The following is a 20,345-nucleotide window of genomic DNA, read 5'->3' as shown; positions in this document are numbered from 1 at the left end:
ACTGTGCCGACACGCCAGCGGCAAAATCGGACGACATTTGCAAAGCCAGTCCTGAAGAACAGATAGATGGTCTGGTCCACCAAGCGGTCGGTACTCGCCGCCTGTACGATGGCCTTCTTTGCGACGATGGTGGCCCGACTGGCGATCAGCCCCGTCGTCCCCGCGATCTCCGCGGAGTTCGGGGTCTCGAACGCCGTCATCGGGCTGGCGCTGTCGGGAATGTGGCTCGCCTACGCGCTGGCACAGTTCCCGAGCGGACTCGTCGGGGATCGGATCGGCGAGCGACTCGTGATTCTCGTCGCCGTGGGCGGGACCGCCGTGGCGAGCCTGTTACTCGCAGTGTCGCCGTTTTTCTGGACGTTTCTCCTGTTCACAGTCGTCCTCGGCGGTGCTGCCGGACTCCACTACAGCGTCGCCACGACACTGCTCTCACGAACGTTCGAGAACACGGGAACGGCGGTCGGGATCCACAGCGCGGGCGCGCCGGTCGCGGGACTGGTCGCACCGGTGGGCGCAGCCTACGTCGGGACGTTCTTCGGCTGGCGGTACGCAGTCGCGCTGGGTGTTGTCGCGGCGGTGCCGACAGTCTTCCTCGTCGCGTACGGTATCCCCAGCGTCGCTCCCCAGCACCCCCAGAAACCGATACGGGACCGGGTGAACAGCGGGATTCTCCTCGATTTGCTCTCCCGGCCACCGATCGCTGGAACGGTCGTCATCTCGGTGCTCGCAGCGTTCGTCTGGCAGGGAACGGCCTCCTTCCTGCCGACCTTTCTGGTGGAACACCGCTCGTACTCCGAGACGACGGCCGGGATCGTCTTCTCGGGGTACTTCGTCGCCCAGGGTATCGGACAGCCGGGAATCGGCTGGCTCTCCGACCGGATCGGTCGCGACAGGGCAATGGGGCTGTGTATGGCCAGCGGGATCGTCGGCTACACGCTGTACGTCGCCGGCCCGGGGCTCGGGGCTGTCGCCGCCGCGACGGTGCTCGTCGGCGTCGCGATGAGCTGGGGATCGGCGATGCTCCCGAAGGTACTCGACAACATGAGCACCCAGGAGGAAGGGCTCGGGTTCGGCCTCGTCCGGACGACCTACATGGTCGTCGGCGCGTCGGGCTCTGTCGGCGTCGGGGCGCTCGCCGATCTGTTCGGCTGGGCGACAGCCTTCCTCGTCCTCGCAGGCATCCAGGGAGCCATCCTGCTGGCGCTACTCGGCGCGAGCGCCCGGCGACAGCTAAAATCCATGCACAAGGATGAACACCGCGCCGACCCTAGTACAGACTGATGACCGACGAGTTGCCTGACGGCGTCCCCGAGCGACATCCTGTCGTGCTGTTCGATGGCGTCTGTAACCTCTGTGAGGGATCCGTGAAGTTTCTCATCCAGCGTGATCCAGAGGGTGTGTTCCGGTTCGCACCGCTGCAGTCGACAGTCGCCGAGGAGTTACTGGCTAGCCACGATATCGATCCCACCGATCTGGATTCAGTCGTACTCGTCGAGGGTGAGGAGGTGTACACCAAATCCGATGCAGTCCTCCGAGCTGCCCATCATCTGGGTGGGATCTACCGACTGCTCCCGCCGTTCGAGATCCTGCCGAGATCACTCCGAAACAGACTCTACGACTTCGTCGCAGACCGGCGGTACGGCTGGTTCGGAAAAAAAGAGCAGTGCATGATGCCAACGCCGGATATCCGATCCCGGTTTCTGGCCGGCGGCCCCGGTAGCACGAGCGGCGATTGATACGGGACGAATGACAGCCGGCAGTACGATCTGAACTGTTAACCCACTGCAGGTCCGAACGTGGCTATGCTCTCGTTTATCGGACTCGGACTCTACGATGAACGCTCGATTACGATCCGCGGGCGGGACGCACTCGCCGACGCTGATCGGGCCTTCGCCGAGTGGTACACCAGCCGACTCGCCGGCACAGATCTCGAAACGCTCGAAGCGACCCACGACATCGAGATCAAGGTGCGCGACCGGGCCGGCGTCGAACAGACCCCCGAACCGATACTCGACGCCGCAGAAGGGGGACAGGCTGCCTTCCTCACGGCTGGCGATACGATGATCTCGACGACACACGTCGACTTGCGGCTGCGGGCCGAGGACCGCGGGATCGACACACAGGTGATCCACGGGACGACTGCACAGACGGCGGCGAGTTCGCTGACCGGCCTGCAAAACTACCGGTTTGGCAAGGCGACGACACTCCCCTTCGAGGAGACCCACGGCGGTGTCCCGGACAGCGTCGTCGAAACGGTCGATGCCAACCGGGAACGCGACCTGCATACACTGGTCTATCTGGATATCGACGGCGCAAACGAGCGGTTCCTGACCGGCGATGTGGCCGCCGACTTGCTTGCTGACCCACTCGACGATCCACTCGGCGTCGTCGTGGGACAGGCTGGCAGCGACCGTCCGACTGTCCGGGCAGATCGACTGACAGCACTCGCCGAGGAATCGTTCGGCGAGCCACTCCATCTACTGCTCGTTCCCGGCGAGTTACACCCAATCGAAAGGGACGCACTGTCGGCACTCGCTGGCGCACCGACGATCGACTAACCAGATTCTCAATCTGCTGCAGGTTCGGTCTCGACGTCGAGATTGAGTGCACCAGCCAGATCGTGTTCTTTGCCGGTGAGCAAGTAGAGGACATCCTCAAGCGGTTCCATCACTTCCGGGACGATCCTGACGACCAGCCACACGATAACTAGCATGGCGACGACCGAGGCACTTTGAGCCATGATCCGATCGACCCAGATGTAGGAGACACGCAACGAGTTCTCCAGCCCGAAGATCGTCATCGTCAGATCCGGTGCGAAATGGGCGTACTGGTGGCCGTAGCCGATCGCGATGAACACGTTGCGGACGATGTTGAGGACGTAGATGATCGCTACAGAAAGCGCGATCGCCTGCAGTTTCCGTTTGAGATCGGCACTTACGGCGGCGATCAAGCCAACCACGACAGCCATGCTGCCGATACCAGTGCAGGCCAGGATGATCGTGAACGTGATCGTCCCATCGCCGTTGAAGAAGACGAACGTATTCTCGTAGGCCCGCTCTTTCCCACCGATCTCGCGGGTCATGTCGGGGTTGCTCCCCGCCGGGACCTGGTTGGCAGCCTCGGAGAGTTCGGTCACCAGCGGCGGGTGATAGCCGACCAGGTTCATGACGAACTCGGCGTGGCCAGTCACGAGCAGTACCAGCTGTTCTCTGAGCGGATCGATCAACAGGAAGGGAGCGTACACGAACCCCATGATTGCGACCGCACGGGAGAGTGTAAACAGTGAGTCACGGCCTTCGTAGAAGAATTTCGCGACGAGCAAGGACAGCGGCGTCGCGATCACCGCACCGATCCCACGAATGACGCTCTCGTCGACGACGAAAAACGGCTGGATGAGCGTAAACCACAGGCCTGCGAAGACGACCCAGGCACCGATGTACACCCAGCGAGCGTACTCACGGTCGTACTGTTCGAGCACGATCGCGGTAAAGAACAAAAACAGAGCGAGCCAACCGAGTGGGCCAGAGAGGAAGTGCAGTTCTGCGAGCCACGCGTTCAACTGGCCGAGCATGTTCCGCTATTGGACGAAGACCGGTATATGTCTTATTGTCACAGGTAGCCCACACGGACAACCGGGTGCTGTCGCTACGTGGTGGGTGAAAAAATAAAGAAGTGAAGGCCGGACGGAAATCCGGTCAGTTGCTTACTCGGCTCGTCGGCGGTACGCCAGCAGCGCAGCACCGAGGAGCGCGATCAGCGCGGCAGCGACGCCGAATCCTGCTCCGCCATCATCAGCGTCTTCGTCATCTCCGTCGTCCGTTGCGTTGTCGTCCGCTCCACCGTCATCGTCGGCAGTTGCGACGGTGAGCTGACCCTCTGCCTCGTCATCTTCGGTCCACACGCTGTGGACGTAGTCGGCTTCTTCGTCAGGCGCGTTCACAGTGAAGGAGACTTCCTGTGTGGCGTCTGGCTCAAGCGTGACGTCTTCGGAGGTCAGCGTATCGCCGTCGAGTCGGAGTTCGACGGTCTTCGTGGCGTTGGTATCACCGTTGTTGGTGATATCAGCCGTCACGGTGATCTCCTGACCCGGCTCGACTTCCGTCGCGATCGGGTTCAGGTTGCTCACGTCGAAGGATGCCTCACCCTGACTGCCAGCAACGGTGTACTGGGCGGTCTGGTTGGTTGGACCTTCGTCGAACTCTTCACCAGCGGAAGTGACAATAACGGATGTCAGTTCCTGACTCTCTTCGACTGGCGTGTCGAGGAGGACTCGGACATCCTCGTTGAGGCCTTCTTCGATGAGGGTCTCACCGAGGACGTCTCCGTCAGCGTTCTGGATCTGGACGGCGCCGGCGGTGCTCACGTTGACAGATGCAACGTTAACGACCTCTCCGCTGCCTTCCTGATCCTCGAACACGTGTTCGACGACTTCGGCTGGTTCGGTGATCTGACCTTCGATGGTCTCGCCGTCAGGCGTGACCTGCAGGAAGCCGTTCGCACGGCGGATCTGCATCGTGAAGTCCTGTCCAGCGCGCTCGCTGAGTGACTCGTTGACCACGAAGGAGATGTTGTTCGGACCTCCCTGGGTGTATTCAACTACGAATTCACCGGAGTCGAAGAACGGCGGGGTCTCGCCGACAGACGACTGCGTGTCGTGTTCGAGCGTGGTGCCCGCTGCGATCTCCGTCTCACCGGTGATTGTGTAGTTGTCCTGTGGTGGGAGGAGCAGGCGATCGACCTGTTCCTCGTCCTCGAGGATCGTCTCGATGTTGTCGAGACTGACCTCGTCTTTCACGAGGCTCCACTGGATGAGCGTTTCTTCGCTATCGCCACCGAAGAAGTCGTTCAGTGGGAAGTTTTCTGCTTGGTCGTCACTGACGTTCGGTGCGAGTTCGAACGTGGTCTCGAACTGCGTTGGCGGCTCGTTCGTCGGGATCTCGAACTCTGCGTTCTCCTCGAAGAAGTCCCGAGCTGCTGCTGCATCGAAGTCGCCACCGTCATCGAAGTCTTCTGCATCGTAGTTCGGATGGATGTCGATGACCGCTTCGATCTCTTCGTCAGTGTACGCATCGACATCTTGTGCGACATCGTCACCTTCTGGCTCGATGAGGTCAGCGACGGTTTCGTTGCTGACCGGGGTCATGATGAAGTATTCATCGAGGCTACCCAGGTCGTTCGTTCCAGCGAGGACCTTCTGGTTGTCGCTGTCTGCCAGCAGGTCAAGCTGCGCTGGGAGTGCAAACGTCGAATCTTCTGGAACGTTACGTTCCTGATCCTCGAGTGCACCTTCGACAATTTCCGCGACCTGAGTGAGATTCTGGGTCGTTCGGATATCTACGAGTTCTGACGCAGTGAAGACCTCGGTGATCTCGTGGTCTTCACTCCGGTCGAGGAATTCCTCAACATCGGTGTTGGAGAGATCCTCGTTTTCTTCAACTGCTGTGGCGAGAACGCCCTCAAGACCAGTGGCCTGCGCCTGAACGATCAGGTAGTCTTCGTCAGCAAGCGTTCCGTCCTGCGGAGTGACGACGCTCTCGTTGATCGCGGTTGCGATCTCGTCAACGGTCTCGATATCCTCGACACCTGCTGGGTCGTCCGGTGCAGGTGCGCTCCAGGTGGCGACTTCGCCAGTCTCCCGTGGCTGAAGTCGGAGCTGTGAACGGTCAGTGGCGCGGGACTCTTCTTCACTCGCCGGCGTGTCACCGGGCGAAGCGACGAGGTCGTAGCCACCGTCCGCAATCACGACCTGGATCGATGCGTTATCGTTAGAGCCGCCACCGACACGGATGCTTGGGTGTGCTTCGGCACTGACAACGGACGTCCCGTCATCAGTTGAGAAGACACCGTGTGGGTATTCGCGGTCTTCACTGGACCAGTTCTCGGCAGTGATATCCTGGTAGATTTCTGCGGACTGGTTTCCAGCAACTGGACCGTCACCAAGCTGGTACGTGTTGACCTTGAACGATGCGGTACCATCCTCGTCGGAGTCACGCACTGTGATGTTCGTTTCGAAGTTCTGCTCGCCCGCTCGGTCACCGAGGGTGATCGTAGCTTCCCTGGTGTTCGAAAGTTCGAGTTCGAACTCTGCGATGTCACCACGTGCGTACTGATCGCCGAACTGCGGCGAGACGATATCAACGCTCTCTCGCAGTGGTTCGGAGACCGAGATTTCGCCCGTCTCTGCAACGACACCGGAGTCTTTGTGCAGAACGACGGCCTCGTAGTCGCCAGCGCCGTTGAGATCATCCGCTGGATCGACGGTGAACGTCGTGGAACCCTGACCGGTGAGTTCCCGTTCGTCCGCGTAGATCACGTCGCTGACCTGGTCGTCACCAGCTTCGGAAACCCAGACCTGGACACCACTGTCCTCGGATCGGAGGTCACCGAAGTCATCGGAGTCGACTTCGATCTGAAGATCGTCTTCTTCTGTGATCTCGTTCTCGGTGGCATTCGCCTGAAGGTCTAGTGTTTCGAGCTCAAGGAAGACCTGCTGGCTGTTGTCACCGCCGAAGGTGACAAAGTACTCGCCAGCTCCGAGTTCGGACGTGTCGATAGTCGTGGCGTCACCAGGTGCGGTACCACTACCGGCACCAGTCTGGTCGCCAAGTGTGTAGTTGTCGTCGCTATCGCCAACAGCTTCGTAAACCCGGACAACATCTCCGGGTTCAGCTGTCTGTGCGGTGATCTGCGAACCAACGTAGTTCGCGAAGCCACCCTCATCTCCTTCAATATCGGCGGTGATCTCACCAACTTCAGTGTCACGGTTTTCAGTTGCATCGTCAGCACTGATACCAGTCACACCGGATTCGGCGACAACATAGTTGTCATCATCGCTGCTACCGTCGGAGCCTTCGATTTCGAACTCTGGTGTTGCAACGCCGTCCTGAACGTTAAGTCCCTCAACCGGATCCTCTGCCGTCAGAGCAAGGCTGAGTTCGTTTTCATTCACCGCGTTTTCATCTCCCGTAGCAGCAACTAGGGTGATCTCGCCAACGTCGTTATTGACGGTGACGTTTTCACTGTTTGTGAGGTCATCCTCAGTATCTGCAGCAAGTCCAGGACCGCTGATAATGGAAGAGTCTTCCTGATCGATCACGAGACCGGCATCAACCGTGTCTCCGTAATCGATCGTTATTTCTCTGGTTTCCTCACTGTTGTTGTGGGTCGTGTCGAATGTAACATCCAGAGAGACTGTCTGGGATGTGAGTTCACCGTTAGTTACGCCATCCACGTCGTCGAATTCACCAGTCTGGACTGGGATACCCAGAGTTGGCCCAACATTGTTGGTGTCGTCAAAGTTTTGTGAAAACTGTACGTCTTCGCTCAGCACGGCGTCGCCATTGTTAGTGATATCAAATTCACTAACGCCGACTTCGCCGTCGTCAACGTTTTGCGCGGCAGCAATCCCTCCGAACGACGCGGTCATGGCCACTACCGAGAGGACCATGATCGCGGCAAGGAACACCGCGCGTGTTTTTTCGCGTATATTATCTGTCATGTTTTATGTTTATCTGTGTTACCGCGGCGACCACAGCTTTCGACCGGCACTCGTCTTCACCAACCTGCTGACCACGTGCCGAAACCGGTTTACTCACTACTGTCACCATGGGCAGGGGCACACGGTTCCGTTCTGGCGGAGGTATTAAATGCTTTGTGTTCATCGTACAGGTTCGTGAGTGTTTGTCACGGCCATTAAACAAGGAGAAGAGCACTTCTATAGCACGGTTTGTCTATTTTGGCGGATTGTCTGACGAACGAATGACGATAGTCTGACACAGACGAGAGCCACTTCAAAGGACAGATTTAGCTCGGTAGTTCGAAAAGAGTCCGGATAGTCCTCAATTTGGGCCATGTACGTACGCGTACGCAGGTGGACAGACTCCTGGGTTCGGGAACGAAAATGATAAATCCGTACCTGTCCACCATTTCGAGCAATGACAAAGACCGAGCGTGTCGAAGAAGCGACGCGCTCGTTTTTGCACGACCATCCAGAGGCCGAGGGAGCGCTCGAACAGCTGGTGTCGCTCGATCGAGCAGCGTGGACCTTCGACGATGCCCCGTTGGATTCCGGTTTGTTCGGCGAACTCGTCTCTACTCCTATTGTCGAAAAGACAGATGATGGGGACTACCGATTCGCGGATCGGGAGGCAGTCGAGGCGGTGGTTGCTGGGGTCGACACCGGAGAGACGAAGACAGCTGACACAGACAAGTCGGATATGTCGATCTCACTCCCGGAGATCGATTTCACACTCGCTGGTGCGATTGCTGGCGTTCTCGCGATCGTGGCGCTGGTTCGGTCACTGTATTTTTCGTCGGTGTTTCAGAACGGGTTCGTAGTCTCGCCTGCCAACGATCCCTACTTCTATCGCTACTGGCAGGCAGAGCTGCTGGCACGGTCGAGTTCTGCAACGGATCTCGGGATGCTCTCGACAGTCGGTGAGTTGACCCGACTCAGACCACTTACGCACGCACTCAACTGGTGGTTCGCGGCGCTACTCGGCGGGACACCCGATGCAGCAGCGACCGTTGCAGCCTGGCTACCGATCGTCGCATCCGTCGTTCTCGCCGGCGTCCTGTATGGACTCGCTGTCATCCTGACCGACGATCATCGGATCGGGCTTGCGTCGGTCCTGTTGCTCGCATTGATGCCAGTCCACGTCGTCTACACGGCGCTTGGCTTTCTCGAACACCGACCGTACCAGTATCTCTGGCTGATTATCGTCGCGTTCGCCCTCGCCTGGCTTGCCGTCGATCTCCAACGACGCCTCAATAGGTCGGAGCCTCGCGACGCAGCAGTGGGACACGCGAAATCGTCACGCGCGTGGGCTATGGCTGTCTTGCTCGCTGTCGGAGTTGCGGCCTCGGCTCACGTCTACGGTGGGTCGCCGCTAACCTTTGTCCCTGTCGCCGCCTACTTCGGATTCCGTGTCGTCGCCGATACCCGCCGGGGGATACCGGCCCTGCCTGCCAATACACCGGCACTCGCGGGAGTGTTCGTCGGGAGTCTACTGGCGATGGGTGCACACGTCCGCTGGGACTGGCACAGTTCGGTCGCTGGGACGATCCCGGTCCTCGTTGCGCTCGGGACCATCGCCGTCGCAGCGCTGGCGATGGTCTGGCACCGATCCGAGCTACCAGTCGCCGGGCTGCTCGCGACCGAGGGTGTCCTCGCTGTCGTTGGGACGGTGTTGTTCTGGCAGCTGCGCCCGGACGATGTGTCGCGATTGCAGGACCGAGCCGACGCGTTGTTCGGTCGTGAGACCGCAGTCGAGACGGCCTCACTGTTCACGACCGATTACGCGATCATTTTCGGCCCCCTCGCACAGCTCGGGATCGGTTTCTATCTCGCCCTCGTCCCGCTGGGGGTGATTACCTGGTACGTGTACCGACAGTACGAACCGGGGTGGCTCGTCCTGGTCTGTTTCGCCTGGTTTTATCTGTTTCTCGCCAGCATTCAGGTTCGCTTTGCCGCCCAGTTTGCACTCTTCTGTGCGATTTTTGGGGCGGTTGGATTCGTCTACGTCCTCGGTGCGATCGAACTCGTCCGGAAACCAGCGCTGTTCGACTGGGGGGAGCAACTGAGCGGCCCGGCGATACAGCTCCCGGGGACACCGACACGAGGCGGGTATCTGGCAGGCGTTGTCGTGCTGGCACTGGTGTTGAACCTACTGTTCGTCCCGACACTGCTGGGCCAGACCCAGTACAGCGGGGATCAGGTCGAGGCGACGATGGCAATCGACAGCCACGCCGAGGAGTTCGACCGCGAGTTTCCCCAGAATTTCGTCCTGAGTGAGTGGGGCGAAAACCGGATGTACAACTACTTCGTCAACAACGAGTCACGAGGGTATGGTTATGCGCTGTCGAATCACGAGTCGTTCATTAGCGGAACGAATCCCGACGAGCAGGCGAATAACTTTGGCAACCGCGTCGGCTACGTCGTGCTGAAAGACCGTGACCTACCCGACGAAACGGTCCACGCACAGCTGTTTGATTTGACCACTGATGACGAGGGAGTCGCACGCTATCAGTTGCTGTACGCCACCGACGACATCCGAGCGTTCGTGGTTGTCGATGGAGCAACCATCAGGGCGACCGGTGAACAGGGCAACACAGTACAGGCAACGACAGACGTAACGACAAGTGGTGAGCAGTTCACCCATCGACGATCCGCGACTGTAGACGAGAACGGGGTGGCACAGATTCGTGTCGCGTACGCGGGCGAGTACGAGGTTGGAAACCAGACTGTCACAGTGACCGACCAGCAGGTGATGAACGGCGAAACAGTGTCGTCCGAGTAGTAAGCCGATTCAGAGGTAAACAGCAAGTCCACCGCCGAGGAGTGCGAGCGTCCCGAGCCCGAAGCAGACGAGCCAGAAAGGAATGCGATCCACGACACGCATGAGCGCATCGATCGTCAGATACCCCACGAACGCACTGACGAGCAGTGCCACGACTGCAGCAGTTGGACTGATACCAGGGAGCCCACCAGCACCGGCGACAGTAAGCATCGCAGCACCCACACTCGCTGGGATAGAGAGCAGAAAGGAGAGTCGAAACGCTGCCGGCGGATCGTAGCTCCGGAAGAGGAGTGCGCCGGTAGTGATCCCAGACCGGGAGATCCCCGGGAGAATGGCGATACCCTGGACTGCGCCGACGAGAACCGAATCGAGGAAGGTCGGCGTCTCGTTGATCCCCATCGAGACTGATTCAGAGACGATCTGGACGAGTCCGGTCAGGATGAGCAACACGCCGATGATGGCGACGAACACCCCGCCGGTCAACTCACTCGCGAAATCGACAGCGAGGATATACAGGGGGATGCCGACGAGCCCAGTCATCAGACAGGCGACCACGATGTACGAGACGAGTGCGTTGTCGTCGTCGTAGGCAGCCTGGGGTCGCCAGCCCGGGACTGCAGCTGTTGCCGTGGCGATGTCGTCTCTGTAGTACGTCGCCGCCGAGAGTGTCGTTCCGAGCTGTAAAAATAGTGCGAGCTGGATCGCAACGTCGGGGTTCGTTCCGACAGCCGAGAGAAACACAGCCAGATTCCCCTGGCTCGACACAGGCAACCACTCGACGATCCCCTGGACGATCCCTGCCAGGACTGCGATGACAAGCTCCGAATCTACCACTGTATGTAGCTCCGCGGCTGGTCGATATAAAAACCAGTTGGTTGTCGTCGGAGGAGTCGAAACTCGGATTTACTCGTGGTCCGACAGCTCGGATCGGTCCGGGTCGTCCTCCGCTGGTGAGGAGTCTGCGGAATTGTCGTGAGCACGTTCGGGTGGCTCCGGCGGTTCGAACGCGGCAGCGAGCATCTGGTAGCCTCGTGTCTCTCGCAGATCTGCCCAGCTCCAGGTGACCCGACTGCCGATGACAGCAAGGAGTGCGAGCACACCCAGTCCGCCGACGAAGATGGTCGAGCCGACGCCGAGACCAGCGCTGGCGAACAGTCCCACAGCAGTGAGTGTCCCGACGAGGAGACTCACCAGTTGGACCGGACGGGACTGCATCGCGGTCTGGCAGCGCCGCACAGTGCCGAACAGGACGGAGGTTGCTGCAGCAGGTAAGAGCCAGCGCAATCCACGCTCGAGTGCAGCCAGCCAGGGGCCGACAGTCAGTGTCTCGCGCAGATCGATGACGATGACATCGGGATCTGGCTCTGCTGTCAGCCACCGGTAGAGCCACGACCTGGTGGTAAACTGTCGACCGGCCCGTGTGAGGCCAGACAGAGTCGAGTGTGGGCTCGCCTGGCGAACTGCCCCGGGGATTCGGGCCAGCGACTCATACACTGCAGAGTTGGTCACAACGTTCAGGATTTTGGACCCCTCTCGGATGGCACGGCCGAGTCTGGTTCTGGCGCTCTGTCTGGCATCTTGTCGTGCTCGTACCATCCTACGAGGGACCGCACAGACCCACGAGTCAGCGACAGCAGCCTGCAGGTGTTCGCGCGTCCGCGCGAGAAAGTTTCCAACGATCGAGTCACGGAGGGTGCGACGGAACATTGTCGTCAGTCGCTGATGCGAAGAATTTCACCCTCGGTTCGAACACTGCCGAAGTCGATCGCCAGGGATTCACCAGATCGGAGTGGTTCACCCCGGAAGCGGGCAGTCCCATCGGCAAGTTCGCGAACGGTGAGTTCGATGTCGACTTCGACGTCGAGATTGCGTGGATGCTCCCGGAGGAAGATATCGCCACCCTCGCTTTCGAGGACGATTTCAGCAGATTCAGTTCGTTTCGAAGTGATCTGGGCTACTGTCTCCCCACGGACGTCTGTAGTCAGTCCCTCCTCGATGACTGCTGCCTGGTCGGGCCTGATGTTGTCGATACGGAGTGTCACCGTTCGCGTCCCGGTGTCGATCTCGCTCGTCCCTCGCCGTACGATCTCACCCCTGAGTTCGTACCCCTCGGAGTTGAACGGCACCGTGTTTCCGACCCGGAGTGGTTGTCCGCCAAACTCGGTCACGCCGTCACGGTCGAGTCCCTGCCCAGAGATACCGAGCAGAACGGAACGCTGATCAGTTCCATTCCCCGGGAACTGTCGAAGTGCCGTAACTTCGGCGACTGTATTCCCACTGACATTGAACCGGTCACCGACAGCAATCTCGTCTGCTGCCCCGGCCCGGAGTGACGACTCGATTACGAACTCGGTTTGCTGGGTGGGCAGCTGCTCGCCTGTCTGCTCGAGCTGGGTGACGTTCCCGTCGACCTCGTAGTCCTCCGTCTGGATCGTGAGTGTCCGCCCCAGCCGAACTGGTTCACCGCGGAACTGGAAGGTTGGCGAGTCGTCCGGCTCGTCAGGGTCCATCGTCGTCCCGTTTACTCTCGCCCGCACCGTGACGTGGACGCCGCCCTCCTGTTCGGACCGGTAGACGTCTGTAATCGTAATGCTGTGACTCGTCCCCTCCGGTTCGAACTCGTCGCCGGGGGTGATCTGCTCGGCGACGAAGTTCGACTGTGTTCCGAGATCGATGGTTGCATAGCGACTGTCTGCCTCGCCTGCACCGCCACCAAGCAGTAGTGCCGCGCCGGCGACAACGACAGCCACAACGAGGAGCACGACAAGAAGATCGACAACGTTGACAAGGCCGAACAGCCGACCATTCTTGTCGAGTACGGAGAATCCACCACTCTCGTCTTCGTCTGGCATTGCTGGCACCCTTATCAGGGTGCTGTGAAAAGTGCTGCTATCCAAGCTGTAGTTAATTACGAATGTCTGACAAGTGGATCGTACCACTCCGCGTTCGCCTCGTACCAGTCGATAAACTGCTGGGCACCCTCTCGGATCGACACCGTCGGCTCGTAGCCCAGTAGTTCGCCAGCTTTCGAAACGTCCGCATGGGTGTGTTCGGCATCGCCCTCCCGTGGGTCGTCGTAGCGGATATCAAGTGACGGATCAATCTCGTCACGGATCACTTCGGCCAGTGTCTGGATGTCGATATTGTCCGTCGAGCCGATGTTCATGATCTCGCCGTCCGCGCTGTCGTCAGTGAGCAACTGTTCGTTGACGCGGCGGATGTCGGTGACGTAGGTGAAATCACGGGTCTGCTCCCCGGTCCCGTAAATCACGGGTGGCTCGCCGTGGCGACAGCGGGAGACAAAGTTCGTCATCGCCATGTTCGGGCGCATCCGTGGCCCGTAGACGGTGAAGTATCGCAGTGAGACGGTCGGCAGGCCGTAGATCTCGCTGTAGACCCGGGCGTACTGTTCGGTTGCGAGTTTCGAGACGCCGTACGGCGAGACGGGCTCTGTGGGATGGTCCTCGTCGTAGGGGAGATACTGAGGTTTGCCGTAGACCGAGGAGGACGAGGCAACGACGACTCTGTTGGTATCGTGGGTGCGGGCCGCATCAAGGACGTTGACTGTGCCGTCGACGTTGTAGCTGTTGACCGTCTTTGGCTGCTCGACGCTCTTTCGGACACCGGCCTGTGCGGCCTGGTGGTAGACGACATCAGTCTCTGCGACCAGTTCGTCGACGGCCTGCTCGTCGGTGATCGACGCCTCGACGAGTTCGTAGCTCCCGCCGTTTTCCTCGGCAGCCTGTTGTGCTGCTTCGATGTTGTGCTCCTTGATACCAAGGTCGTAGTAGGGCACGAGTTTGTCGAGCACAGTGACGTCGTGGCCGGCGCCGGCCAGCTGCTCGGCGATGTGGCCACCGATGAATCCCGCGCCGCCAGTGACGAGTACATGCATGTACTACAGTATCGACCAGTAATTGATAAAAAGGAACTGCTTATACTGCCGGCTGTAAGAAACTGAAGAATTGCGCCACCCCGGGGTGGCGCATATCTTTACGAATTTACAGCCGGCAGTATTAATACTGACGCGGGAGAGATGCGACCGGCGAAACGGGAAAGGTATCATCGAAACGTACGATCACATCGAATTAGCTTCGTCACTCCACACAGAAATCAGTCGGTCGTGAAACAGATCGTGCGTGCGGTCTAGGCCGAGGCCACGTCAGTATCTCCCGAGTCGAGCGAAAGTTCGATATCGATTTCGTCAAACCGGACCACCGGTTGTTTCGACCGCCCCTGTTCTTCGAGTTCAATGACGTTTAGTGCAGCAAGCTCGGTAAGATTCCGGTGGACTTCTTTGAAATCTCGGTCAACAAGCTCAGCAGCAGCACGCATACTCTCGGGTACATGGGTCCGAATCGTTCGAAGCAGTTCGAGATTTGCCGGACTCAACAGGCGTTGTAACTCCGACTCATTATCAAGCACTAAGACGTGTCTCTCTTCAACATCGTCGCCACGGTCCATCGCCTGGACATCTGCGAGGAGTTCCGTGTGCTGTTCATCGCCATCCAGTCGGACTTCGAGAGTTTGTGATTCAGTCATGGTTGGATTGTGTGTATATCTAGCGTGGATTATGGAGGCAATGCCTCGATTTCTCGCTCAAATTGTCGAATGAGCGCTTCCATCCCAGGAAATTCGATTTCTTCCGTGCCATCGAGCGTGTGCCGCTCGTGGCCTTTGTGTTGTTCGTGTACGTTGTCATATCTTAGCAATGTGTCGCCGTCGATCGTCCCGTAATGTAATGCGTAGTCATATCCACACGGGTACTGATCGCTGTCAGTTCGACGAACGCGAATGTGCGTAACGTAGTCCCCATCTTTTGTTGTCAGTTCTCGCTCGGTCTCGTATGGTACCATCCGCATTCGATGGTATTACCCCCATCAGTAAGTATCTACGGGTGTCCTCGATCAAAACTGACGAGACAGATCCACTCACACGGGTGGGGGACGGAATTGATTAGTGAGTTGGGGCACGACTCGGCAGGTGAATGAATCACCATCGCCGACTCCTCGCTGCTGGGCTGTTACTCGTTCTCACCGCAGGGCTTTGTGTCCACTACGGCGCGACGTACGAGGACAACTGGCCGTATCCGACTGGTGACCAACTCGCCGAGGAGCCTGCAGGGTGGGATGGCGAACGTGTGTTGCTGTTCGGCGAGGTACAGGAGCGAACCGGGAGTGGACTCGTGATGACTGTCGACGACGATGCTGGTGAGGTTGCCCGAACGATCACTGTGCAGGGCACTGCAGCGGATGTGGAGCGAGGCGGGGTCGTACAGGTGTACGGCATGCTATCAGAACGGGGTACCATCCAGCAGGCCGAATCGGTCGTGGTCGTCAACAGAAATCCCGGGGATTCGCAGTACAAACTCGGAACGTCGGCACTCGGTGTGTTGCTTGCAGCAGGACTCTTCCTGCGGTACTGGGGCATCGAGTGGCGACGACTGCGGTTCGTTCGGCGGTCAGCAGACGATCGTGGTGAGAGAGATGGCTGACGTACTCTCGCACGTCCTGCTCGCGTTTGCGGTCTTTACTGTCATCGGCTGGGCCATTAGCTGGCTCGACCGTGAGTGGGCCGTTGTCGGCATGGTCGGCGCGATCTTCCCCGATCTGACGCGGCTGGGATTAGTCGTCGATGACTACGTGATCGCGCAGACACTGGGCATACCATTCGATTGGGAGGCACTGGCGACAGTGGGCGGTGTCCTCCTGTTATCCGCGATCGGGGCTGTGCTGTTCCCGTCTCGGCGTACCCAACTGCGGGCATTCGGGCTCCTGCTGGCGGGGAGTAGCTCGCATCTGGTGATCGATGGGGTGAAAGCGTATGCCGACGGGGCGAACGGGGCGTTGCTGTATCCACTTTCGTGGTGGCGGAACCCAACACCAGGCTGGTACGTATCGTCAGATCGCTGGGTGCTCGTGGGTGCCGTGGTGAGTGCACTGGTCGTGCTGGCCGTCGATCGGTATATGATGGCTGACTCGGGACGGCAGTGAAACTGCGCTCGTGGCAGTGATCGTAATCAGTGCAGTTGGCTCAGCGCAGTTTCTCTGGCTTCTGCAACGTGTTCTTCGGATTCATCGTCAGGCGATAGCGCCTCGATATCTTCGACCAACTGTTCGATCGTGGCCTGGTCGCCTGTGAGTCGACAGCCAGTACACAGGCTGTTGATTCCGCGGATCGCGGCGCGGCGAACACGACCGTCCGCGTCAGTGAGTGCCGCGACGAACAGGGTTGCAGCGCGCTCGATTGCGTCGGCGAACCGTTGTTCGTCTGGGATCGTTTCGAACTGGTCCGGCGCCGTCTCGGCGACCATCCGACCAGTCGCAGGGTCAAGCGCCGACACGACCCGCACGACAGCTTGACGGCTGTATCCGTCCGCACAATCCATACAATCGAGGAGCATCTCGTAGACCGCTTCGAACGTCGCCAACTGGTCGTCAACAGCCAGCCCCTCGAGTTCATCGATCAGGTCGTTGACGGCCTCCGTCTCACCAGATTCGACGACAGTTGTGATCCGTTCGGGTTCGACGACGGTTTCGGACACAGGTTTCGCTTGGACAGCCTGCGCAAAATTAGTTGTCACAAGTGGTGGACAGCGAGAACGTGAACGAAGCATCACGGTCGCGCCAGTCGAGGAATTTCGTGACCGCCGGATTGTCACGCCCACTCGTGGTTATCCCATCCCTCATAGTGTTTGAGACGACTCTTGATTTCGAAAGAATCCCACTCGCACTCGTGGTACAGGAGATCAGCGAGCGTCCCAAACTCCCCACTGTTCAGCTCTATCCCTCGCTTGCCCCGATTGGTAATGAAGGGGGCGGATCAGAGTTCGTCAAAAATCTCGCTCGCAGTGGGGTAGTCACCGGTCTCGATGGCGGATATGGAGAGGAGATTCTCCTCGACGATCGGCGATCCCCAACGGTGCTCGGCTATCATCGCTGCGAGGAGAGCATATTTCACTGACGACTTGCGCATGGTCACATTGAGAGGAGCAATTATGTACGCCGACCGGCATACCAGACACATGAGCGAGTCAACAGAGGGACATCCGGCAGAAGAGAAGGACACCAAGGAGGCCCGCCTTGAGAATCCCAGCGGCGTCCTTCATCTCTTTCAACACGAGAGCGTTCCCATCCTCCTCGACGCCATCCTTACTCTGCCACCGGGCCGAGAGTTTAACAAGACGGAATTTGCTGACTACGCCGGTGTCACCCGGCAAACGGTGAGCAACTACATCGACCTCTTGCTGGAGACTGCAATTGTCGAGGAGGTTCCAAACACCTCACCCCGTCGGTACCGTATTGCAAAAAGTGACGTTGTTCAAGAACTCTTCGAGTTGAACAGCGCACTGAACACCGCCGAGAGGTAGCGAGGGAAAAAACGGGGTTTCACTAGTATGTCGCTGGTACCTTCAACGGCGTGTCAGAACGCTTGTCACTCATCGAGGGGACAAAGATTCTCCCGCTGAATTTGTGCCACCACATCTTGACCAACAAGACACGACAACTGCCGAGTAATAAACAATACGAACCAACGGTAGTTTTTTGCGTATGAGTACCCATACATAAGACATGAGCAAAAATATCGCGATCAGCGACGAGGTATACCGTCGATTAAAACGAGAGAAGGGCGATAAAAGTTTCAGTGAACTGATCGAAGCAAAACTCGACAGCGGAGGGCAACTCGCCGACGTGACGGGTCACCAGATTCTCGATCCCGAAACCTACGACGAGGTTTCTGAAGAAATGGAGCGACTGAGCGATGGAACACTGGATCGGATGACTGATGAAACTTCTTGATACATCTGCTGTCATCGACATCGATCGTGGTGGGGTCGACACCAAAGTTGACCAACTGGACGAACAGGGCCGGCATGCGATCAGCATGGTGACAGTCACGGAACTCCGCCTCGGTGTTGAAATCCAGTATAAAAATGGTACGAACCAGCACCAACAGGCGTGTAACGACCTGGATCGCCTCATAGCTCGGTTCAATGTGCTCCCGATCACACGACCGGTCGCAACAACAGCAGCAGAGATTATCGCAACACTCAGAGAGAGTGGTGAAGCGCTTGATGATCTACACGACATTTATATTGGGGCCACAGCCCGCACACAACAGTTGCCCGTCCTGACTGGAAATGTCGATCACTTTGATCGGATCGACGGAATACAGGTCATCGACTGGGAGAAGTTCTAAACGAAAAACAGCGCGAGTTCCCCGTCCCACTGTGGGCGGGGGTGAAGCGCGTCATTCCGGTGCGTGTTCTGTGTCCTCGATATACCGTTCAACCACTTCCTCCGACACCGCTCCTGTCGTCCCCACGTAGTATCCGACCTTCCAGAATCCGCCACCCCGGAAATACGCCTCCCGAATCTCGGGATGCCGTTCCAGCAAGTGCTTCCCCGAGTACGACTTGAACTGCCGAGCGATGTCCGCTGGACTGTGCTTCGGGTCGCACTGCATGAACAGGTGTACGTGATCGTCTGCAATCTCCAAGGCGAGAATCTCGTGCCCGAAGTGGTCGGCAGTCTCCGCGAACAACTCTCGTATATCATCCTCCACCACGCCGAGAATCGGGTGTCGGTACGTTGGACACCACACGAAATGATACTTGCAGGAACTAACCGAATGTGCATGACTTCGGTACTCTTCCATCTTGAATCCCCACATTTATGACAGTCTGTAACGACTGTCAAAGTATGGGCAAGGAAGCCACGAAGACGATTCAGACGCGCCTTCACGTAGCGTCTGGTGAACGGTCGTGGCTTCACGACGCCCGCCTCACGTCACGCGAAATATTCAACGAAACCATCCACCTCAAACAACAAGGGTACACTCGAACCGAGATACAGAACGAGGTTGACCACGACGACTTCTTGCGGAACAACAAGTGCGCGGTCGTCGGCAAAGCTCTTCAGACGTGGGACTCCTATCAGTCACTCAAAAACTGGTGGGAGAACCAAGACGACCCTGACGGAGGGAAGCCGACACCGCCGAGTACGGACAAGACCGGTGCGTACCCGCTCGTGATGGCGCACACAGAGGGCTACCGCCTCACCGTGGACGACGACACGAACCGCGTCCGGTTTCGTATCAGCCCGAAACCCTACAAGAAGGTGAAAGGTCATCTACGCGGTGAACCGGACGCGATGAACGAACTCCGAGACGCCATCACATCGGACGAAGTGGATGTGGGGCAAGCCGAACTCCTGTACCGCAATGGCGTGTACTACCTACACGTCACGGTCACACGCGAGTTCGACGTGCCCGAACCCGACACCGCCGATACTTTGGTCGGCGTGGACATCAACGAGCGCAACGTCGCACTCACTGCCCTCGACCGCGAGACACTGCGGACGAAGGGTACGCTCGTCCTCGACTACGGACGAGTTAAGCAGGAACGCCAACGTTACCACACCATCACGAAACGCTGTCAGGAACACGGAAAAACGAGCATCCACCAGACGCTCGGTGACACGGAAGAACGATTCACCGAAGGGGTCTTGCACCGTCTTTCCCGTGCCGTTGTGGAGTTTGCTAAACAGTTCTCGAACCCAGTCATCGTGTTCGAGGATATGGAGGGTATCCGCGACGAAATCAAGTACGGGTCGTATCTGAACCGCCGATTGCACAAACTCCCGTTCCACACGTTCGAGACGTTTGTCTCGTACAAGGCGACGTGGCGAGAGATCCCCACGGATACGGTGGACGCTTACTACAACTCGAAGACGTGTTCGTGCTGTTGTGAGCGCGGGTATCGGCAGGGAGGGCGGTTCCGGTGTACGAACGACGAGTGTGACGTGGTGCAAGACCACGCTGACCGGAATGCATCGGTGAACATTGCGTGGCGCGAGAAGGCGAAACTCGATGGTAACACAATGGATTACCGGACTCACAAAACCCAGCCGCAGGTGCGGTTGGTGCGTCTGTCCGGGCCGGGGCGCGTAAACCGCCCAACCTCATCCCGTTCCCTCGCGGAACAGGGAGTGCTAGCGCACGGCTGAGGGAACCTAAAAAGCCTCGGGCCACCGCGCCCGAGGTTGT

21 protein-coding genes are annotated in these 20,345 nt (G+C 58.6%); 10 read left to right on the top strand and 11 right to left on the bottom strand.

Annotated elements, in window-relative coordinates; translation table 11 throughout:
* Positions 1–66 precede the first annotated feature (66 nt).
* The 3 genes from EOW68_RS07005 to dph5 all read left to right on the top strand — a co-directional run bounded on the left by EOW68_RS07005 (position 67) and on the right by dph5 (position 2,558).
* Positions 67–1,281, top strand: a complete 1,215-nt coding sequence (locus EOW68_RS07005; protein ID WP_128224435.1) for an MFS transporter — start codon at positions 67–69, stop codon at positions 1,279–1,281.
* Entirely contained in the window at positions 1,281–1,736 is a 456-nt protein-coding gene (locus EOW68_RS07000; protein WP_128224434.1) for a thiol-disulfide oxidoreductase DCC family protein, read from the top strand. The genes EOW68_RS07005 and EOW68_RS07000 overlap by 1 nt, the downstream gene beginning before the upstream one ends.
* 66 nt (positions 1,737–1,802) lie before the next feature.
* Entirely contained in the window at positions 1,803–2,558 is a 756-nt protein-coding gene (gene dph5 / locus EOW68_RS06995; protein ID WP_128224433.1) for a diphthine synthase, read from the top strand.
* An 8-nt stretch (positions 2,559–2,566) separates the two neighbouring features.
* Here dph5 and artA read toward each other — a convergent pair whose 3' ends face one another.
* The gene (gene artA / locus EOW68_RS06990) at positions 2,567–3,571 is read right to left on the bottom strand and encodes an archaeosortase A (RefSeq protein ID WP_128224432.1); all 1,005 of its coding nucleotides are present in this window, start codon (positions 3,569–3,571) and stop codon (positions 2,567–2,569) included.
* A 132-nt stretch (positions 3,572–3,703) separates the two neighbouring features.
* Positions 3,704–7,498 carry a DUF7827 domain-containing protein gene (locus EOW68_RS18555; protein WP_431358789.1) on the bottom strand — a complete coding sequence of 1,265 codons (3,795 nt, stop codon included), beginning with the start codon at positions 7,496–7,498 and terminating at the stop codon, positions 3,704–3,706.
* 436 nt (positions 7,499–7,934) lie between these two features.
* Between EOW68_RS18555 and EOW68_RS06975 the strand changes: the two genes are divergently transcribed.
* Positions 7,935–10,298: an MFS transporter gene (locus tag EOW68_RS06975; protein WP_128224431.1), complete on the top strand. Its 2,364-nt coding sequence runs from the start codon at positions 7,935–7,937 to the stop codon at positions 10,296–10,298.
* A gap of 9 nt (positions 10,299–10,307) precedes the next feature.
* On the opposite strand, the gene EOW68_RS06970 is transcribed toward EOW68_RS06975, so the two are convergent.
* From EOW68_RS06970 to EOW68_RS06945, 6 genes are all read right to left on the bottom strand, one after another.
* The gene (locus tag EOW68_RS06970) at positions 10,308–11,132 is read right to left on the bottom strand and encodes an undecaprenyl-diphosphate phosphatase (RefSeq protein WP_128224430.1); all 825 of its coding nucleotides are present in this window, start codon (positions 11,130–11,132) and stop codon (positions 10,308–10,310) included.
* 69 nt (positions 11,133–11,201) lie between these two features.
* Positions 11,202–12,005, bottom strand: coding sequence for a hypothetical protein (locus tag EOW68_RS06965; RefSeq protein ID WP_128224429.1), 804 nt, complete (start codon positions 12,003–12,005; stop codon positions 11,202–11,204).
* A gap of 5 nt (positions 12,006–12,010) precedes the next feature.
* Positions 12,011–13,150, bottom strand: coding sequence for a DUF4330 family protein (locus EOW68_RS06960; RefSeq protein ID WP_128224428.1), 1,140 nt, complete (start codon positions 13,148–13,150; stop codon positions 12,011–12,013).
* Between the two features lie 56 nt (positions 13,151–13,206).
* Positions 13,207–14,193, bottom strand: coding sequence for a GDP-mannose 4,6-dehydratase (locus EOW68_RS06955; RefSeq protein WP_128224427.1), 987 nt, complete (start codon positions 14,191–14,193; stop codon positions 13,207–13,209).
* A 251-nt stretch (positions 14,194–14,444) separates the two neighbouring features.
* Complete coding sequence (locus tag EOW68_RS06950; RefSeq protein ID WP_128224426.1) at positions 14,445–14,840, bottom strand: HVO_A0114 family putative DNA-binding protein; 396 nt, start codon at positions 14,838–14,840, stop codon at positions 14,445–14,447.
* A 29-nt stretch (positions 14,841–14,869) separates the two neighbouring features.
* The gene (locus EOW68_RS06945) at positions 14,870–15,154 is read right to left on the bottom strand and encodes a toxin-antitoxin system TumE family protein (protein ID WP_128224425.1); all 285 of its coding nucleotides are present in this window, start codon (positions 15,152–15,154) and stop codon (positions 14,870–14,872) included.
* Between the two features lie 131 nt (positions 15,155–15,285).
* Here EOW68_RS06945 and EOW68_RS06940 point away from each other — a divergent pair, with 131 nt between their 5' ends.
* Positions 15,286–15,792, top strand: coding sequence for an OB-like fold-containing membrane protein (locus EOW68_RS06940; RefSeq protein WP_128224424.1), 507 nt, complete (start codon positions 15,286–15,288; stop codon positions 15,790–15,792).
* Positions 15,785–16,291 (top strand): metal-dependent hydrolase, encoded by a 507-nt coding sequence (locus EOW68_RS06935; RefSeq protein ID WP_128224423.1) that lies wholly within the window; start codon positions 15,785–15,787, stop codon positions 16,289–16,291. Before EOW68_RS06940 ends, EOW68_RS06935 begins: the two co-directional genes overlap by 8 nt.
* 26 nt (positions 16,292–16,317) lie before the next feature.
* Here EOW68_RS06935 and EOW68_RS06930 read toward each other — a convergent pair whose 3' ends face one another.
* Together EOW68_RS06930 and EOW68_RS18550 are read right to left on the bottom strand one after the other, a co-directional pair.
* Positions 16,318–16,842, bottom strand: coding sequence for a hypothetical protein (locus EOW68_RS06930; RefSeq protein ID WP_128224422.1), 525 nt, complete (start codon positions 16,840–16,842; stop codon positions 16,318–16,320).
* Positions 16,843–17,120: 278 nt separating this feature from the next.
* On the bottom strand, positions 17,121–17,273 hold the full coding sequence (locus tag EOW68_RS18550; protein WP_431358788.1) for a hypothetical protein: 153 nt from the start codon (positions 17,271–17,273) through the stop codon (positions 17,121–17,123).
* Between the two features lie 49 nt (positions 17,274–17,322).
* Between EOW68_RS18550 and EOW68_RS06920 the strand changes: the two genes are divergently transcribed.
* From EOW68_RS06920 to EOW68_RS06910, 3 genes are all read left to right on the top strand, one after another.
* Positions 17,323–17,667, top strand: coding sequence for a MarR family transcriptional regulator (locus EOW68_RS06920; RefSeq protein ID WP_128224421.1), 345 nt, complete (start codon positions 17,323–17,325; stop codon positions 17,665–17,667).
* A 202-nt stretch (positions 17,668–17,869) separates the two neighbouring features.
* Entirely contained in the window at positions 17,870–18,097 is a 228-nt protein-coding gene (locus tag EOW68_RS06915; RefSeq protein WP_128224420.1) for an antitoxin VapB family protein, read from the top strand.
* Positions 18,084–18,497, top strand: a complete 414-nt coding sequence (locus tag EOW68_RS06910; RefSeq protein WP_128224419.1) for a type II toxin-antitoxin system VapC family toxin — start codon at positions 18,084–18,086, stop codon at positions 18,495–18,497. The genes EOW68_RS06915 and EOW68_RS06910 overlap by 14 nt, the downstream gene beginning before the upstream one ends.
* Before the next feature lie 51 nt (positions 18,498–18,548).
* Here EOW68_RS06910 and tnpA read toward each other — a convergent pair whose 3' ends face one another.
* The gene (tnpA, locus tag EOW68_RS06905) at positions 18,549–18,956 is read right to left on the bottom strand and encodes an IS200/IS605 family transposase (RefSeq protein ID WP_128224418.1); all 408 of its coding nucleotides are present in this window, start codon (positions 18,954–18,956) and stop codon (positions 18,549–18,551) included.
* 44 nt (positions 18,957–19,000) lie between these two features.
* On the opposite strand from tnpA, the gene EOW68_RS06900 reads away from it, so the two are divergent.
* Entirely contained in the window at positions 19,001–20,305 is a 1,305-nt protein-coding gene (locus EOW68_RS06900) for an RNA-guided endonuclease TnpB family protein (RefSeq protein WP_128224417.1), read from the top strand.
* Positions 20,306–20,345 lie beyond the last annotated feature (40 nt).

The organism is Halovenus amylolytica (assembly GCA_004015825.1).
GTDB lineage: Archaea > Halobacteriota > Halobacteria > Halobacteriales > Haloarculaceae > Halovenus > Halovenus amylolytica.
Note: the sequence above shows the minus strand (reverse complement) of the source record. Positions and strands in the feature narration are given on the sequence as shown.

What these genes read in the sequence shown, in the direction of transcription:
- EOW68_RS07005 (WP_128224435.1), top strand. Translation starts at nt 67, where the DNA reads ATGGTCTGGTCCACCAAGCGGTCGGTACTCGCCGCCTGTACGATGGCC.
- EOW68_RS07000 (WP_128224434.1), top strand. Translation starts at nt 1,281, where the DNA reads ATGACCGACGAGTTGCCTGACGGCGTCCCCGAGCGACATCCTGTCGTG.
- dph5 (WP_128224433.1), top strand. Translation starts at nt 1,803, where the DNA reads ATGCTCTCGTTTATCGGACTCGGACTCTACGATGAACGCTCGATTACG.
- artA (WP_128224432.1), bottom strand. Translation starts at nt 3,571, where the DNA reads ATGCTCGGCCAGTTGAACGCGTGGCTCGCAGAACTGCACTTCCTCTCT.
- EOW68_RS18555 (WP_431358789.1), bottom strand. Translation starts at nt 7,498, where the DNA reads ATGACAGATAATATACGCGAAAAAACACGCGCGGTGTTCCTTGCCGCG.
- EOW68_RS06975 (WP_128224431.1), top strand. Translation starts at nt 7,935, where the DNA reads ATGACAAAGACCGAGCGTGTCGAAGAAGCGACGCGCTCGTTTTTGCAC.
- EOW68_RS06965 (WP_128224429.1), bottom strand. Translation starts at nt 12,005, where the DNA reads ATGTTCCGTCGCACCCTCCGTGACTCGATCGTTGGAAACTTTCTCGCG.
- EOW68_RS06960 (WP_128224428.1), bottom strand. Translation starts at nt 13,150, where the DNA reads ATGCCAGACGAAGACGAGAGTGGTGGATTCTCCGTACTCGACAAGAAT.
- EOW68_RS06955 (WP_128224427.1), bottom strand. Translation starts at nt 14,193, where the DNA reads ATGCATGTACTCGTCACTGGCGGCGCGGGATTCATCGGTGGCCACATC.
- EOW68_RS06950 (WP_128224426.1), bottom strand. Translation starts at nt 14,840, where the DNA reads ATGACTGAATCACAAACTCTCGAAGTCCGACTGGATGGCGATGAACAG.
- EOW68_RS06945 (WP_128224425.1), bottom strand. Translation starts at nt 15,154, where the DNA reads ATGGTACCATACGAGACCGAGCGAGAACTGACAACAAAAGATGGGGAC.
- EOW68_RS06940 (WP_128224424.1), top strand. Translation starts at nt 15,286, where the DNA reads ATGAATCACCATCGCCGACTCCTCGCTGCTGGGCTGTTACTCGTTCTC.
- EOW68_RS06935 (WP_128224423.1), top strand. Translation starts at nt 15,785, where the DNA reads ATGGCTGACGTACTCTCGCACGTCCTGCTCGCGTTTGCGGTCTTTACT.
- EOW68_RS18550 (WP_431358788.1), bottom strand. Translation starts at nt 17,273, where the DNA reads ATGCGCAAGTCGTCAGTGAAATATGCTCTCCTCGCAGCGATGATAGCC.
- EOW68_RS06920 (WP_128224421.1), top strand. Translation starts at nt 17,323, where the DNA reads ATGAGCGAGTCAACAGAGGGACATCCGGCAGAAGAGAAGGACACCAAG.
- EOW68_RS06915 (WP_128224420.1), top strand. Translation starts at nt 17,870, where the DNA reads ATGAGCAAAAATATCGCGATCAGCGACGAGGTATACCGTCGATTAAAA.
- EOW68_RS06910 (WP_128224419.1), top strand. Translation starts at nt 18,084, where the DNA reads ATGAAACTTCTTGATACATCTGCTGTCATCGACATCGATCGTGGTGGG.
- tnpA (WP_128224418.1), bottom strand. Translation starts at nt 18,956, where the DNA reads ATGGAAGAGTACCGAAGTCATGCACATTCGGTTAGTTCCTGCAAGTAT.
- EOW68_RS06900 (WP_128224417.1), top strand. Translation starts at nt 19,001, where the DNA reads ATGGGCAAGGAAGCCACGAAGACGATTCAGACGCGCCTTCACGTAGCG.